This is a genomic window from Chitinophaga sp. 9-1-y (genome assembly GCF_059511905.2).
The window spans coordinates 377,098-393,489 of sequence record NZ_CM197955.1; the positions used below are offsets into that span (position 1 = coordinate 377,098).

At 45.0% G+C, this 16,392-nt stretch carries 12 protein-coding genes; 6 read left to right on the top strand and 6 right to left on the bottom strand.

Translation table 11 applies throughout. From position 1 onward, the window contains the following. Positions 1-10 precede the first annotated feature (10 nt). Complete coding sequence (locus tag AC5ZC7_RS01710; protein ID WP_496159890.1) at positions 11-1,900, top strand: M1 family aminopeptidase; 1,890 nt, start codon at positions 11-13, stop codon at positions 1,898-1,900. A gap of 123 nt (positions 1,901-2,023) precedes the next feature. Here AC5ZC7_RS01710 and AC5ZC7_RS01715 read toward each other — a convergent pair whose 3' ends face one another. The 6 genes from AC5ZC7_RS01715 to AC5ZC7_RS01740 all read right to left on the bottom strand — a co-directional run bounded on the left by AC5ZC7_RS01715 (position 2,024) and on the right by AC5ZC7_RS01740 (position 6,166). Continuing rightward, on the bottom strand, positions 2,024-2,590 hold the full coding sequence (locus AC5ZC7_RS01715) for a DinB family protein (RefSeq protein ID WP_496159889.1): 567 nt from the start codon (positions 2,588-2,590) through the stop codon (positions 2,024-2,026). A 193-nt stretch (positions 2,591-2,783) separates the two neighbouring features. Then, positions 2,784-2,993, bottom strand: coding sequence for a hypothetical protein (locus AC5ZC7_RS01720; RefSeq protein ID WP_496159888.1), 210 nt, complete (start codon positions 2,991-2,993; stop codon positions 2,784-2,786). A 12-nt stretch (positions 2,994-3,005) separates the two neighbouring features. Continuing rightward, positions 3,006-3,443: a hypothetical protein gene (locus tag AC5ZC7_RS01725; RefSeq protein WP_496159887.1), complete on the bottom strand. Its 438-nt coding sequence runs from the start codon at positions 3,441-3,443 to the stop codon at positions 3,006-3,008. A gap of 18 nt (positions 3,444-3,461) precedes the next feature. Then, entirely contained in the window at positions 3,462-4,049 is a 588-nt protein-coding gene (locus AC5ZC7_RS01730) for a sigma-70 family RNA polymerase sigma factor (RefSeq protein ID WP_496159886.1), read from the bottom strand. 143 nt (positions 4,050-4,192) lie between these two features. Next, positions 4,193-4,822, bottom strand: a complete 630-nt coding sequence (gene rsmG / locus AC5ZC7_RS01735) for a 16S rRNA (guanine(527)-N(7))-methyltransferase RsmG (RefSeq protein ID WP_496159885.1) — start codon at positions 4,820-4,822, stop codon at positions 4,193-4,195. Between the two features lie 204 nt (positions 4,823-5,026). Further along, entirely contained in the window at positions 5,027-6,166 is a 1,140-nt protein-coding gene (locus AC5ZC7_RS01740; protein ID WP_496159884.1) for a glycosyltransferase, read from the bottom strand. Between the two features lie 201 nt (positions 6,167-6,367). On the opposite strand from AC5ZC7_RS01740, the gene tgt reads away from it, so the two are divergent. The 5 genes from tgt to AC5ZC7_RS01765 all read left to right on the top strand — a co-directional run bounded on the left by tgt (position 6,368) and on the right by AC5ZC7_RS01765 (position 16,392). Further along, positions 6,368-7,498, top strand: a complete 1,131-nt coding sequence (gene tgt / locus AC5ZC7_RS01745) for a tRNA guanosine(34) transglycosylase Tgt (protein ID WP_496159883.1) — start codon at positions 6,368-6,370, stop codon at positions 7,496-7,498. Positions 7,499-7,536: 38 nt separating this feature from the next. Then, a complete protein-coding gene (locus AC5ZC7_RS01750) occupies positions 7,537-8,619 on the top strand; it encodes an LptF/LptG family permease (RefSeq protein ID WP_496159882.1) in 1,083 nt (360 codons plus the stop codon). A 365-nt stretch (positions 8,620-8,984) separates the two neighbouring features. Further along, complete coding sequence (locus AC5ZC7_RS01755; RefSeq protein ID WP_496159881.1) at positions 8,985-10,310, top strand: citrate (Si)-synthase, eukaryotic; 1,326 nt, start codon at positions 8,985-8,987, stop codon at positions 10,308-10,310. A gap of 163 nt (positions 10,311-10,473) precedes the next feature. Beyond that, entirely contained in the window at positions 10,474-12,510 is a 2,037-nt protein-coding gene (recG, locus tag AC5ZC7_RS01760) for an ATP-dependent DNA helicase RecG (RefSeq protein ID WP_511911329.1), read from the top strand. Between the two features lie 198 nt (positions 12,511-12,708). Beyond that, positions 12,709-16,392, top strand: a complete 3,684-nt coding sequence (locus AC5ZC7_RS01765) for a DUF7948 domain-containing protein (RefSeq protein WP_496159880.1) — start codon at positions 12,709-12,711, stop codon at positions 16,390-16,392.

Consider the following 16,392-nt stretch of genomic DNA (forward strand, 5'->3'; position numbering starts at 1 on the left):
AAGAAACGGAATGAAGTATCGGGTTACAACAGGATGCTGTCTGGCCATTGCTATGCTGGCAGGCAGCTGGGTACAACTAAACGCACAATCTGACCGCTGGCAACAGCGCGTGAAATATGCCATGGATGTGAAAGTAGATGCGCCAGCTAATCAATTCAAAGGTCAGCAACATCTGGAATATTTTAATAACTCCCCTGATACGTTAAAGAAAGTCTTTTATCACCTGTACTGGAACGCCTTTCAGCCTAACAGCATGATGGATGTGCGTAGCCGGGAACTCGGAAAAATAGTAGTCGGCAGAGATAGAAAAGGCAATGAACGCCGCGACTGGGACAACCGTGTACGTGATCGTATTTCCCAGTTGAAGCCTGATGAAATAGGCTACCAGAAAGTGATTTCTTTAAAGAGAGATGGTAAACCGCAGGATTTCAAAGTGGTGGAAACCATCCTGGAAGTGCCGCTGGATAAGCCTATCCTGCCACGTTCAAAAGCCGTATTTGATATGGAGTTTGAAGCACAGGTACCGGTGCAAATCCGTCGTAGTGGCCGTAACAACTCCGAAGGCGTGAATTTTTCCATGTCGCAGTGGTATCCTAAAATGTGTGAATACGATTACGAAGGATGGCATGCCACTCCGTATATTGCCCGTGAATTTTACGGTGTATGGGGCGACTACGATGTGAAAATTACCATCGATAAAAAGTATGTGCTGGGAGGTACCGGTTATCTGCAAAATCCTAATGAAATAGGCCATGGTTACGAGGCTGCTGGTGTGAAAGTAAAACCGCCGATAGGTAATACACTGACCTGGCATTTCATTGCACCAAATGTGCATGATTTCATGTGGGCGGCTGATCCTAACTATAAGCACATCACACAAAAAGTAGATGGATTTACGGCGCACTTTTTCTATATCGATAATGAACATACGCACGACACCTGGCCTCAGCTGGCAAAGATGATTCCTGCTGCTTATGCCTATATCAAAGCCCATTACGGCGCTTATCCATATGAACAGTACTCCTTTATTCAAGGTGGTGATGGCGGTATGGAGTATCCAATGGGTACCCTGATTATGGGTAATGGAAAGATGGATGGCCTGTACGGCGTTGCTATGCACGAATGGATGCACAGTTGGTACCAGGGAATGCTGGCAACCAATGAAAGTCTGTATCCATGGATGGATGAAGGTTTCACCACTTTCGCAGAGAATAATGTAATTCATAATACGATTGATTCATTGAAAGGCCGCAATGCCCTGGAAGACTCCTATGCAGGTTATTTTGCATTGGCCAGCAGCCCATTCGAGGAGCCTGCTACCACACACGCCGACCACTATAACACTAACTATGGATATAGTCTCACGGCTTATTCCAAAGGTGCGGTATTCCTGGAGCAGCTGGGTTATGTGATTGGTGCTGCCAATCGTGATGCGGGTCTGTTGCGCTACTACAACGAATGGCGCTTTAAACATCCGAATGTGAATGACTTCATCCGCGTAATGGAGAAACAAAGTGGTATAGCGCTGGATTGGTATAAACAATACTTTATCAACTCCGTGAAGCATGTCGATTATGGTATCGACAGCGTATATCAGAAAGGTAGTAAAACGGTAGTACGCCTGCGTCGTGTGGGATATATGCCGATGCCGGTAGATTTTATGGTAACAGATAAAAATGGCAATAAAGAACTGCACTATATTCCGTTGTCTATTATGTACGGTGAGAAGCCAAATGAAACACCGGCGATAAAGCGTGTAGTCGAGCCCGTTTGGTTCTGGACGCATCCAACTTATGAAGTGGAACTGGATATTCCGCTCTCCAATATTAAAGAGCTGGAAATTGATCCCAGCCAGCGTATGGCGGATATTGACAGAAGTAACAACAAGGCAATATCTTAAAGAGCAGAAAGCATAAAGCGGAAAGCAAAAAGCTATAAAAGCGGATGACCAGAGCGGATATTATTCCTTTGCTCTGGTCATCCGCTTTTATAGCTTTTTGCTTTCCGCTTTATGCTTTCTGCTCTAAAATATCAATTGTTGTAATTGGTTCTCCCAGGTATGGCCTTGCAGCTCCTGGTTCTTTAAGCTGTTCAGGTGGTGCTGGTTATGATGTGCAATAAAATACAGCGTTTCCCTGATTGTAATTTTTCCTAGCAAAGGATGCGGTAAGCGATATTTATCCAGGTCAGGTTCTGACCAGTGAAGGAGTTTATTTGATAATTTTCTTTTCTGGAGAAGGAAACCTTGTACCAGCGCCGGGCGCTGCGCAGGATAGATCACGCCGGGCTGATAGGCGCGGCCTGCTTTACGGCCGGTATTGAGTGCCAGTTGGTAATCTTCCACCAGTTTATCGTAGGGGCGTGAGGGTAATGGGCTAACGCCAAAGTAGCGTAAGGTTACTTTAGGAAATCCCAATGCGCTGCTGATAGGTCGGATGGATTTGGTCAGATGATCGAGTTGCTGACCAGCGGACCATTTACCGTAGGGAGATGCGGTAAAACGTATATCCGGCAGCGTATTGACAAAATCAACGAAATTGTCAAAGCTTTTATCAATGAGAGATTGAATCTCGTGCTGGTTCAGGTACATAGGAATGAAGTTTAGAGGATTCAAAAACACAACACCTGGCTTTTAATCAATATACCCGGGCCACTGCATTCACCTGAAGTTACACCAGATTTGCGAGGCAGCCAACATTTCAAAACATATAAAATAATTACATGTATACTAAATCGGCTTATTAGCCCGGGAATATTGATGTACTGTAAATAAAAACTTAAAATTATTCCAGTACCTGGCATTGAAAGCCTTGCTTTTGAACGAATTCAATAATAATATTCTCTTCCACCTGTAAGTCTGCAATACGTAATACCTTATCGCAGTCGTCGAGGTCTACATGACAGGATCCCACCCGAAAGCTGGATGCTATAGCCTGGATCATCTGTTGCCGGGCATCTGGGTTGTCTATATTGGTTTTGAATATACCTATCATCGCACAATGTTTTTAGTGTGATTCGTTTGCTTCGTTTGTTGGTTTGCCGGGTTCTTTAGGGAAATCGTCTTCCCAATACTTTTCCCATGCTTCGTGCCTGTTTCTGCCAAAGCCTGGTCTGCAGCGGTTGCGGAGTGCTTCTCTCATTTTCTCCTGCTCTTCCGGCGTCATATGTGCCATTTTCTCCTTTAGTCGTGCTTTCCATTCCCGGCCGCGGTTCCATTTATCGTTCCAGGAGTTATGGTGATTATGCCATCCAAAAAGCAGTTTACCTAATAAAAGCAGTCCCAATCCCTGCCAGAAGGTGATGACCGGGCCATGGAACAGTTCAGGAATCAATAAGTTCCACAGGTACATGGTGGCAAATCCTACTGCGATAATAAATACTATACCGAGTACAAGGAACTTGGCGATTTGACCGCCTTTTCTTCTGCCATATTCGTGTCTCATATCTTTAATAATTTAAAATCAGTCGTTTAATAATTCGTTGTACAGCTCTGCGAGGCGTTCCCGTAGAAATAATACTGCATAACGTTTCCGTGACAGCAGGGTATTTACCCCGATGCCGGTTTCTTCACTCATTTCTTTAAAGGATTTACCTTCCAGTTCATGTTGCAAAAACACCTGTCTTTGATCTGCCGGCAGCTCGTCAATAGCTTGCATAATGGCTTCAGACATGATTTTTTTCATCATCGGGGTGTCGGCTTCCTGGTTTTTGTCGGAAAGTAATTCAGGTAGAAATAGTACTTCTTCGCCTTCTATCTCGCGCGTGTAGTCAGCAAACGGGGTTTCTTTCTTTTTGCGGAACCAGTCGGTAATTTTGTTGCGGGTCACCGCAAAGAGCCATCCGGTAATAGAGTCTACCTGGCTTCCCAACCTCAGATATTCGGTAAATTGATAGAAAACATCCTGTAAAATATCCTCAGCATCCGACGCATTATTTACCCGCTGCCGGATAAAATGGAGCAACCGCTTGCGTTCCTGCTTTACGGTTGCCTGTATGCGTTCGTTTTGCTCTATGGCCATAATGTTATTTGTAAGGACCAGTTGTTTCATCTTAATAAGGATGACGAAACAACTACGAGGATATTTTATGCTTACAAAAAAAAATTAGGGGGAGGGGGGAGAACCAGCAGCCGTGCAAAGGGGATTACAAGAAAAGTTCCTTTGCACGGCTGCTGCTTTGCGCTGTTGTACCACTAGCTTTTAGCCAGCACTACAAATTTTTCCAGGAAGCTTTCTTCCGGGAATATGTCATGCACTTTCACGAGTCTTGGTTTCAGGCCGCTGTCGGATATTTCCTGGGCCAGGTCGCCACCTTTCAGGCATATCAACCCTTTTTCGAATTGTTTGCCGGGTACAGTCGATTTTTTCAGTACTGGTTTGCTCCAGCGCCATAAATCGCCTAATGGCGCCACTGCACGGGATACCACAATATCGAATTTACGGTTCTTCACATCTTCTACGCGGCTGTGTGCAGCCGTAACGTTCTTTAGTTGCAGCGCTTCCGCCACTCCCTGTACCACTTTAATCTTTTTGCCGATGGAATCTACCAGGTGAAATTGCACTTCCGGGAAGAAGATCGCCAGGGGAATCCCGGGAAATCCTCCACCTGTACCCAGATCCAGGATTTGGGTGCCTGGCTGGAAGTCCGCAATGGCGGCAATGGCAAGAGAATGCAATACATGCCTTTCATATAAGGACTCAATGTCTTTACGGGAAATGACATTGATCTTTTCATTCCATTCCTCATATAATCCCTTCAGTGCTTCAAACTGCGCCAATTGTGCCGGTGTAAAGTCGCTGAAATACTTTAAAATTATTTCCATAGCGCAAAAGTAGGCAGGATTTGCGATTTTTTGTCTTTGAGCAGGATTAAACTGATTATCCTGATTTTATCTCTTTAATTAAAAAAGATAAGGGAAGATATAATTCGCTTATATCTTCCCTTATCTTCCAAATTCTTATAAAATCAAAAAAACAAAATCAGGGTAATCAGTTTAATCCTGCTCAAAGACAGCAAAAGCCGGTCATTACCATTTATTTGCTTTGGCTTTGAACAGCAGGGCAGGGGTAAATATGATATAATACAGTACCATAAAGATGTCCATCAGCCAGCTGAATTTAAACAGATCGCTTTCATCCAGTCTGCGCATGGCGGCAAACGTAATGATGGACTGTATCAGCACTTTCAGGCCAAAGATCCCCAGTACATACCAAAGAACAGGTGGCGGAAAAAACAGCCCGATGATAAAGGCCGGATAAAACAGGAAATGGGTCATAGAAAACAGTCCCAGTACAAACTTATGGCCGAAACGGTAATGTTTGCCGGTCGACATATGCCTGGTTTTCTGTCTGAACCAGCTTTTCCAGCTTAGTTTGGGCTCTGAATAGGTAAATGCCTGCTTGTCGATTACTACCCCAACGTTTTTCCGGTTGGCGGCAGTATTCACAAACAGATCATCATCGCCGCTGGCAATGTGCTGATGGCTGGTGAAACCTTTATGCTTGAAGAAAAGCTCTCTTTTGTAAGCCAGGTTACGGCCTACTCCCATGTAAGGCATGCCGCTCATCGCGAACGATAAGTGCTGCAGGGCGCTGAAGAACGTTTCGTAGCGGATAATTTTATTCAGGAATCCGGGCTTCTTATAATAAGCGCCATAGCCGAGTACAATCTCTTTCTCGTCGGCGAATCCCTGGCTCATGAAAGACAACCAGTGTGTACTACCGGGTTTGCAATCCGCATCCGTTAATAACACAGTATCATACTGGGCGCCTTTCAGGCCAATAGACAAAGGATATTTCTTGCCGGGAATGAACTTGGCCGGTTGTTTAATTTCAATATGACGATAATGTGGATAACCCGGCTCAATAGAGCGCAGGTAGTATTTAGTGTCGTCTTCAGAATTATCGTTTACCACAATCACCTCATATTCAGGCTTCAGATGGTGGTGATACCGTTGCTGCAATACGCCGGGAAGATTTTTTTGGAGGTTTAATTCTTCATCCTTGGCACAGATGATAACTGAAAAGGGCCCGTCCGGTGTATGGTCCAGGTCAAATTTACGTCTATAAAAAGCGACCCTGGAGAAGATAAACAGGTAATAAATGATCTGTATTCCCGCAATGGTAGCAAAAAAGTATAAGGCAATTTCACCTAGATGTTCCTGCATAATGCTGGCAAAAATATAATATTTTTATTATCTGTAAAAGAAAATAATTAAGGGGAAAAGTGTTCACGCAAAGACTCAAAGCAGGTAAGCAACGGCGATTATTTTCCTTCGGCGGGCACCTGGTTTTGGGCTTTGCAAGAACAGCTTTTTGCTTTCTCCTTGCTGCTTTCTGCTTATCTTCGCGCCTCAAATACAGAATGAGTGAATTTTGAACTGATAACTACAGACAATGGCAGTAATGCCAGGGCAGGGAAAATTACAACTGCTCACGGGGAAATTGAAACGCCCATTTTTATGCCGGTTGGTACCGTAGGCAGCGTAAAAGCTGTTACACAGGAACAATTGAAAGAGGCGGTGCAGGCACAGATTATCCTGGGCAATACCTATCACTTATATTTAAGACCCGGCCTCGAGGTATTATCAGCGGCTGGTGGACTACATAAATTCAATGGTTGGGATCGTCCTATCTTAACGGATAGTGGCGGATACCAGGTGTTTTCCCTGGCGGCCAACCGCAAGATTAAAGAAGAAGGAGTTGTTTTCCAGTCACATATCGACGGCTCCCGTCACCTTTTCACCCCTGAAAACGTGATGGATATTCAGCGTACCATCGGCGCCGATATTATTATGGCGTTTGATGAGTGCCCGCCATATCCGTCCGACTACCGCTATGCGCGCAAATCGATGGACCTTACCCATCGCTGGCTGGACCGCTGTATTCAGCGTTTGGCTGATACACAGCCGGCCTACGGTCATGAACAAACGTTGTTCCCGATTGTACAGGGCAGCACCTATAAGGATCTCCGCAAGGCTTCTGCCGAGTTCATTGCCTCCCGCAATTGTGCAGGTAACGCTATTGGCGGCCTAAGTGTAGGAGAACCGGAACAGGATATGTACGAGATGTGCGGACTGGTGTGTGAAGTGTTGCCTGCCGACAAGCCCCGTTACCTGATGGGAGTGGGCACACCATGGAATATCCTGGAAAACATTGCACTGGGAGTAGATATGTTCGACTGTGTAATGCCCACCCGTAATGGTCGTAACGGTATGTTGTTTACCTGGAACGGCGTTATTAACATCCGTAATAAGAAATGGGCCACCGATTTTGAACCAATAGATAAGAATAGTCCCTGCTTCGCTACCAGCCAGTATTCCAGGGCCTACCTGCGTCATTTGTTTGTAGCCGGGGAAATTTTAGGCATGACATTGGCCAGTATCCACAACCTGGCATTTTACCTGGAATTAGTACAGGAAGCCCGTAAACAAATACTGGCAGGTACTTTTGCCACCTGGAAAACCAGTATGGTAAATCAATTGAAAACACGCCTGTAAAAGTTCGGACTATAAAATAAACTAATATCTTTGGGGCCATGATTACTAAAATTGACTGGTACATTTTACGCAAGCTCATAGGTACTTTCATTTACTCCCTGATGATATTCCTATTGATTTCTGTGGTGATAGACATCACAGAAAAGGTGGATGATTTTATGAAGAATCATCTGTCGCTGCATGAAATTGTTGTAGATTATTACTTCGGTTTTATTCCGCACATCCTGGCTTTACTCTTTCCGTTATTCATCTTCTTATCAGTTATATTCTTTACCTCCAAAATGGCGTATCGCTCAGAGATCATCGCCATTTTGGCGTCTGGCGTAAGTTTTCGCCGTTTTCTCCGTCCTTACTGGATGGGGGCGTTCCTGTTTGGTGGTATTCTGTGGTTTGCCAATTATTGGGTGGTACCCAATGCAAACCGCATCCGTACCGGCTTTGAGAACAAGTACCTTCATGGTCATGACGACGAAAAATCGCAATACAATCGCACTACCCGTATAGACAGCTTTACCTACGTGACTTTCGGTACCTATGACCCTAATTATCAGAGTGGGAGCAATTTTACCTTGGCTACCATTGATAAGCAGAGTATGTCGTTTAAAATGAAGGCGGACCGTATCAGCTGGGATTCTACCCAAAAGAAATGGCGGCTGGATTATGTGAGTATGCGTACCATGGATGGGTTGAAGGAGCACTGGAGCAGTAAGCAGGATACCATGTTGAAGCTGGCCTTATTGCCGAAAGACCTGATAGATGAGAAGAATTTGCAGGAAGCCATGACTACGCCTGCATTGAGAAGATATATACAACGGGAAAGTATCCGCGGATCAGAAGGACTGAATACCTATTGGGTAGAATATTATCGCAGAACAGCCGCCGCTTTTGCGGTGGTGGTGCTGACCCTCATTGGCGGCATTATTGCGGCCAAGAAAGTAAGGGGAGGAAGTGGTTTGCACCTGGCATTAGGGATTGTTATCAGTGCCAGCTACATTATTTTCCTGCAGTTTGCCACGGTGTTTTCTGTGAAGGCCGACCTGAATCCTTTACTGGCAGTGTGGATACCGAATTTCATATTTGGGGCATTGGCGTTTTATCTATATCGCCGGGCGCCGAAATGATCTGGAAACAAGGAAATTACGAAAGCGGTATCCGGTTATGGATACCGCTTTTTTTATGGCAGCAGTTCACAATGAGGAGGTGCCAGGAGCTCATTTTTTGAAGATTTTTCTTTCAAAATTTTCAATTCATTCTGAAAAATTTACATTTCTTTAACGTCTATATAAATAGTAATTATTTATATTGTTTAGTGAGATGGTAATAAGGTAATTGTAATGCTCCACTGCCATCCTATGGCCGTACATTTTCGCTGGCAAATCGTTGTTAATTTGGCATTAAATACCATGAAATGGTGGTAACTTCGTTAACAAATCATTACTTTTGACTATTGATCGATTTTGTTTTCTTAATATACAATAGCAGTAAAATGGGGTACATAAAAGAGAAATTCAAGGTTAAAGCAGATGAACTTAACATTGAAGTAAAAGACCTGGTAAAGAATCACGGCACCAAAAAAATTGAAGATGTAACATTGGCGCAAGTTTATCAGGGTATGCGTGGTATTACCGGCCTGGTAACCGAAACGTCTCTGTTGGACGCCAATGAAGGGATTCGTTTTCGTGGATATTCTATTCCTGAATTAAGGGATCATTTACCCAAAGCGCCAGGTGGTGCAGAACCACTGCCGGAAGGTTTATTTTACCTGATGCTGATTGGAGAATTGCCAACTGAAGCAGATGTACAATATTTGTCCAGCATGTGGGGACGCCGTTCTCATGTACCCAACCACGTATTTGATGCTATTGAAGCCTTGCCTATTACCGCTCACCCGATGACTATGTTCAACGTAGGTATTATGGCATTGCAAACTGAATCTTCTTTTGCCCATGCATATGCAGAAGGCATGAATAAGAAAGATTACTGGAGCTATACTTATGAGGACACTATGAACCTCATTGCGCGCCTGCCACGTATTGCGGCGTATGTATATCGCCGTAAATATAAAGGTGGACAGCATATTCAGCCTAATGGCATGCTGGACTGGGCAGGTAACTTCGCACACATGCTGGGCTACTCTGACGAAGGATTCAAAGAACTGATGCGTCTTTATATGGTGATTCACGCTGACCACGAAGGTGGTAACGTGAGCGCACACACTACTCACCTGGTAGGTTCTGCATTGAGCGATGCTTACCTGTCTTTCGCCGCTGGTATGAATGGTCTGGCAGGTCCGTTACACGGTCTGGCTAACCAGGAAGTTATTAAGTGGATCCTGCAGATGCGTGAAGAACTGGGTGGTGGTACGCCTACCAAAGAACAGATCGAAGCTTATGTACGCAAAACCTTGTCTGAAGGTAAAGTAGTACCCGGTTACGGTCACGCGGTATTACGTAAAACAGATCCACGCTTTACTGCGCAGATGGAGTTTGCTAAAAAACATCTCCCGAACGATGAACTGGTGAAAATTGTGTGGATGGTATATGAAACCGTTCCTCCAATCCTGCAGGACCTGGGTAAAGTGAAAAACCCATGGCCTAACGTAGACGCACACTCTGGTGCATTACTGGTACACTACGGTCTCGTGGAATATGAATTCTACACGGTGCTGTTTGGCGTTTCCCGCGCACTGGGCGTTCTGGCTTCCCTTTGCTGGGACAGAGCATTGGGCCTTTCCCTGGAAAGACCAAAATCTGTTACTACCGAGTGGATGAAACAGTTCGTGGAAGGTAAAGTGGATGCTATAGCCGAATAGTTATAATTGTTTTTTATTAAAAAAGGCAAGTGGTGAATTTTTACCATTTGCCTTTTTTATTTTTGTCCTTCATAAAAATGAAATCGCCATTTCTACTTTTACTGCCATATTATCCAATCCGATAGAATACCTGAAGGGCGTTGGTCCACAGAAAGGAGAATTATTGCGCAAAGAAATCAAGATATATACCTTCGGTGACCTGCTGCAATATTTCCCTTTCCGATATGTTGATCGCACCCGGATAGATAAAATCGCTTCTCTCAGCGGTTATGAAGACTTTGTACAGATTCGTGGCAAAATCATCAACATGGTGGTGATGGGAGAAAACAGGTCGAAAAGACTGGTCGCTACTTTCAAAGATGAAACAGGTACCATTGACCTGGTATGGTTTCAGGGCTGGCAGTGGATGCAAAAATCATTGCGCGAAAATGTAGGTTACCTGGTTTTTGGCCGTATCTCTGTATTTAATGGCGTTACACAGTTAGCACATCCTGAGCTGGATTTGCTTACAGAAGAAATTGCTACCGGTAAGCAATTCCTGGAACCGGTATACTATACTACCGAAAAACTAAAAGCCCGCGGACTAACGGCCAAGGCTATAGGAAAATTAACAAAGAACTTACTGGAACAATTATCTCCCCTGGAAATCAGGGAAAATATTCCATTGGAAGTATTACAGCAATACCGGCTCATGCCCCGGTCTATGGCGTATTTCAAAATACATCAGCCCGCAAATGAAGACGATGCTAAACTGGCGCAACGCCGATTGAAATTTGAGGAACTCTTTATTGCACAAATACGCATATGCCGGTTAAAACTGAAAAGACATAAGCAGTCGCATGGCTATGTGTTTGGCGCCGTGGGTGAATCCTTTAACGAATTCTATAATCACCATCTCCCATTTTCATTAACAGGCGCACAAAAAAGAGTGCTGAAAGAAATCCGGACAGATACCGTACACGGGCGTCAGATGAACCGCTTACTGCAGGGAGATGTGGGCAGCGGTAAAACCATGGTGGCTTTGTTATCCATGCTACTCGCCAAGGATAATGGTTTTCAGGCCTGTTTGATGGCGCCTACTGAAATCCTTTCGCAGCAGCACTACAAGGGGATTGCAGAACTGGTGGAAAAAATGGATGTAAAAGTGGCCCTGCTCACTGGCAGTATCAAAGGTAAAGCCCGGCGTAAAATACTGGAAGAGGCACTGGACGGTTCCATTGATATCCTGGTAGGTACACATGCATTATTGGAAAAAGAAGTGCAGTTTAAGAACCTGGGCATGGCCATTGTAGATGAGCAACACCGTTTCGGCGTGGCACAACGGGCACGGCTATGGGAAAAGAATGATATACCGCCGCATATACTGGTGATGACGGCAACGCCTATACCAAGAACGCTGGCAATGACTATTTACGGCGATCTGGATGTATCTGTTATCGATGAAATGCCGCCCGGGCGTAAGCCGATTACTACCGTACATCGTACGGAATACCAGCGCCCGCAGGTGATGGATTTTATTAAGGAAGAAGTGAAAAAAGGACGGCAGGCCTATATCGTTTACCCGTTGATAGAAGATTCGGAAAAGCTGGACTATGAAAACCTGATGAAAGGGTATGAAGAAGTCAAGGCTTTCTTCCCCGAACCGCAGTTTTATATCAGTATGGTACATGGCCGGCAGCCGGCAGAACAACGGCAGACCAATATGCAGCGTTTCGTTACCGGCGATACCAACATCATGGTGGCTACTACCGTTATTGAAGTAGGTGTAAACGTGCCCAATGCTTCCGTAATGGTAATAGAAAGCACGGAGCGCTTTGGCTTGTCGCAACTGCACCAGTTACGCGGCCGGGTAGGCCGGGGGGCGGAACAATCGTTTTGTATACTCATGACAGGCAATAAAGTCAGCCAGGATTCCAAGGAACGGATTAACGTGATGGTACAAACCAACGATGGCTTTATTATTTCTGAGAAAGACATGGAACTCAGGGGGCCCGGCGATATCGAAGGTACCCGGCAAAGTGGGGTGCTGGACTTTAAACTGGCCGACATTATTGCAGATAAACCCATACTGGATGCAGCCCGTGCCAGTGCAGAAAAGATACTGGAAGAAGACACCGATTTATTGTTGCCTGAAAATCAGGCACTAAAAGAATTTTTGGCCGCCCAGCGAAGTAAATCTATCTGGAGTAAAATTTCCTGAGGATTTTAACGTTTATTAATTGATGAGTGGATAAAGTAAACCACTTCTGAGGCCAGAATTTCATCTTGTTTTCCCATTTAACCTATTTTTTTCTTCGCATCAGAAGTTTTGTGTTTTTCCCGACCGTAACAATTTGACAGGCTTCTGCGTTTATAATGGTATATTAGTTATTCAGTATAAAAAATAAATCTAATCCCGTTGAAATTTACCTTCCCGATTGGCCTTATTGGATGGATGATTTGCTTTTTCTTACCAGGACGTAACGCCCAGGCACAGCAGCAATATGCCAATTATACCCCACTGAATTTTATTGAAAATAAAGGACAGTGGAATAAAGACGTAATCTATAAAACATCACTGGATGGCGCCTCCGTTTTCCTGCGGAAAACAAGCTTTACTTTCCTCCTGTTGAACAAAGAGGATATGTACGCGCTGGAAGAAGCTGCACACGGACATTCCGGCAATCATCCACACGACAGTTTGATAGAGCACCCACGCACCGGCGCTACTGTCACTGCACCGCCCAAGCACGCTTATCCCCAGGAAGGTGGTCAGCCCTCTCCTCCAAGACCGGGTCGCATGCCGGAAGTAAGAGGACACGCTTATAATGTTAACTTTCTGAATACTGCTGCCAACGTGCAGATTGTGCCTGAAAAAGAACAGGAAGCACGCACCAATTATATTATTGGTAATGATCCCGGTAAATGGGCGTCTAATGTGAAAACGTTCCAGGGCGTGAATTATAACGGCCTCTATGCCGGAATAGATGCACATGTGTATTCTGAAGCGTCGCAGTTAAAATATGACCTGATTGTACATCCCGGCGCCAACCCCAACGATATCCAGCTGGAATACGAGGGCGCTACCAGTATAGAATTGAAAAAAGGACAACTCTATGTGCATACCTCCGTAGGAGATGCCATAGAGCAATTACCCTACGCATATCAGTATATCAACGAACAGCGTGTAGCCGTAAAGGTATCCTATAAGCTAACCGGCAACAAAGTAGGATTTAAAGTATCCGGAGAATACAATCCTGCCTATACGCTGGTGATAGATCCGATATATGTTTTTTCTACTGTATCCGGCTCCCGTGCCGATAACTGGGGCTTTACTGCCACCTACGACGATGCGGGTAATTTTTACGGCGGTGGTATTGTTTTCGACAATGGCTACCCGGTAACACCCGGTGTAGTACAGGACGTTTTCCGTGGCGGAAAGTTTGATATCGGTATCTCCAAGTTTAACACAAACGGTACCCAGCTGATATACGCTACCTATATTGGCGGAAGCGGCCTGGAACAACCGCATAGCTTATTCGTGGATCAACAGGGTAACCTGGTGATTTCCGGCAGAACCACTTCGCCCGATTATCCCAATACGAAAGTGATTGGTAAAAACAGGGGAGGATGGGATATTGCCGTCACCAAACTGAATGCTACCGGTACAGGTATCATTGGCTCCCTGATCATTGCCGGTAGTGCCAATGATGGGGTAAATATGAACGACAACCGTGCTACAGGAGGTTATGTATTGTTACGCAATTATGGTGATGATGCCCGCAGTGAAGTGGTGATAGACAATGCCGGATACATCTATGTAGCCAGCTGTACCAACTCCGATGATTTTCCGGTAACCCCCGGTGTTTTCCAGGGAAAATTTGGTGGTACACAGGACGGTGTAGTGATGAAAATAAACCCCATGTGCGGCGACCTTATATGGGCCAGCTACCTGGGAGGAAGTAAAGCGGATGCCGCTTACGTAATTGCCCTGAATGGCCTCAATAGCCTATACGTAGCCGGTGGAACCGCCAGCGACGATTTTCCGATGAAAGGAAGCGGATTGTATCCAGCCTATCGGGGGGGTATTTGTGATGGCTTTATTGCGCATATTACCAATGATGGTACCGCCATCACAGAAAGTACTTACCTGGGTTCCGACAACCCCTCTGCTGACCAGGTATACGGTATTCAATTGGACAGAAATGGATTCGTATACGTAACCGGTACCACTGAAGGCAACTGGCCAATCAAGATCAGCCCCGGTTATTACAATGATAACAGCTTCCAGTTTATTTGCAAACTGCAACCCAACCTTTCCGCTTTTGTATATTCCACCACGTTTGGTCGTAGTAAAACGGCGATCAATACTCCCAATATTTCACCCACTGCGTTTCTCGTAGACCGATGCGAAAATGTGTATGTATCCGGATGGGGTGGCGGTATTAACATTGACCTGCGATATCCTAACTCAGGTACCGGAGGATTGCGTACCACACCAGATGCCCTGCAACGTACTACGGATGGTAAAGATTTTTATTTCTTTGTATTGAAACGGGATGGAACGCAACAACTGTATGGCAGCTTTTTTGGGGGCAATGGTTTGTATGAACACGTAGATGGAGGTACCAGCCGCTTCGATAGGAACGGTATCATTTACCAGGGCATCTGCGCCTGGTGTAATGTTAGCAACGGTCCCTTCAAGCCCCGGTATCCAACTACCCCGGGGGCCTACTCCAGTACACCACCACCAGGATGTAACTTCGGAGCACTGAAAATTGCCTTTAATCTCGATGGTATCAAAGCCGGTATAAAAACCCTGGACCGCCGCGTGAACTACTGCGTGCCGGAAGAAGTGACATTTGTTGATACCACCTATATAGAAGGTAAAACATATGAATGGAATTTTGGCGACGGCACCACCGTTACTGGTGGCCCCGAGCTGGATACGGTGAAGCATACCTTTACCAAAGTAGGTTATTACAAAGTACGGCTGGTGAAAATTGATCCGTCAAGCTGTAATGTATCCGATACGGCTTACATCACCATTAAGCTGGGAAATAATAAGGCCGACTTTAATTTCGATGCTAAAAGACAGGATCCCTGCGATAGCCTGAAATATCTTTTTACCAACATATCCACAACACCCGCCAACCAGTTTGGAGACAGTTCTTTCATCATGGACTTTGGTGATGGTACACGTCCGTTCTATACCGGGTTGGATACTTTTCCATTGATCCATTACTACAAGGCCGCTGGCGTTTACAATGCTACCTTAACCCTGGTAGATACCGCTTTCTGTAATGCACCACAAACACAAACGAAGGCCTTGCGTGTAGCCATTAACGTGGTAGCCGCGTTTACACTGCCGGATACTGTTTGTGTGGGCACTGAATTACAAATGGTGAATAATACATTGGGCGGGGAGTCTTTCAAATGGACCTTTGAAGATGACGGATCTACTTCTTCAGATCCTTATCCGATACATGCTTTCAAGAAAGCCGGTAATTGGAAAGTATCCTTGCTGGTACTGGACCCCAATACTTGTAATAAAAGAGACAGTATTACCAGAAATGTATTGGTGGCAAATCCGCCGGTAGCAGACTTCGAATTTTCGCCCATAAAACCTGTGGAGAATACACCAGTGCAATTTGTAAATACTTCCTCTGCTGATGCCGTACACTATTTATGGAACTTCGGTGATGGAGACACCACTACGGCCTTTGCTCCATCACATCAATACCTGAGAACCGGTACCTATAATGTGTGTTTGACTACTTACAACCGGGAAGGCTGCTCCTCTACAATCTGTAAAGATGTATCTACCATCGTAGTACCATTGTTTGATGTGCCGAATGCTTTTGCACCAAGCGGAAAGAACAATGTATTTTATGTGAAAGCTTTTGGCGCGACCAAATTCAATCTTAAAATATTTAATCGCTGGGGACAATTGGTTTTTGAAAGTTCAGATCCCCGGATTGGCTGGGACGGTCGGTTTAAAGGGAATATTCAGCCCATGGATGCTTACGCCTATATCGTAAACCTGGAGTTTACGGATGGCACAAAAGGCAGTAGATCAGGAAGTGTAACCTTGTTAAGATGA

Bases quoted from the DNA above. Each gene is read 5' to 3' on its own strand.
- AC5ZC7_RS01710 (WP_496159890.1), top strand. From the start codon at position 11: ATGAAGTATCGGGTTACAACAGGATGCTGTCTGGCCATTGCTATGCTG.
- AC5ZC7_RS01715 (WP_496159889.1), bottom strand. From the start codon at position 2,590: ATGTACCTGAACCAGCACGAGATTCAATCTCTCATTGATAAAAGCTTT.
- AC5ZC7_RS01720 (WP_496159888.1), bottom strand. From the start codon at position 2,993: ATGATAGGTATATTCAAAACCAATATAGACAACCCAGATGCCCGGCAA.
- AC5ZC7_RS01725 (WP_496159887.1), bottom strand. From the start codon at position 3,443: ATGAGACACGAATATGGCAGAAGAAAAGGCGGTCAAATCGCCAAGTTC.
- AC5ZC7_RS01730 (WP_496159886.1), bottom strand. From the start codon at position 4,049: ATGAAACAACTGGTCCTTACAAATAACATTATGGCCATAGAGCAAAAC.
- rsmG (WP_496159885.1), bottom strand. From the start codon at position 4,822: ATGGAAATAATTTTAAAGTATTTCAGCGACTTTACACCGGCACAATTG.
- AC5ZC7_RS01740 (WP_496159884.1), bottom strand. From the start codon at position 6,166: ATGCAGGAACATCTAGGTGAAATTGCCTTATACTTTTTTGCTACCATT.
- AC5ZC7_RS01750 (WP_496159882.1), top strand. From the start codon at position 7,537: ATGATTACTAAAATTGACTGGTACATTTTACGCAAGCTCATAGGTACT.
- AC5ZC7_RS01755 (WP_496159881.1), top strand. From the start codon at position 8,985: ATGGGGTACATAAAAGAGAAATTCAAGGTTAAAGCAGATGAACTTAAC.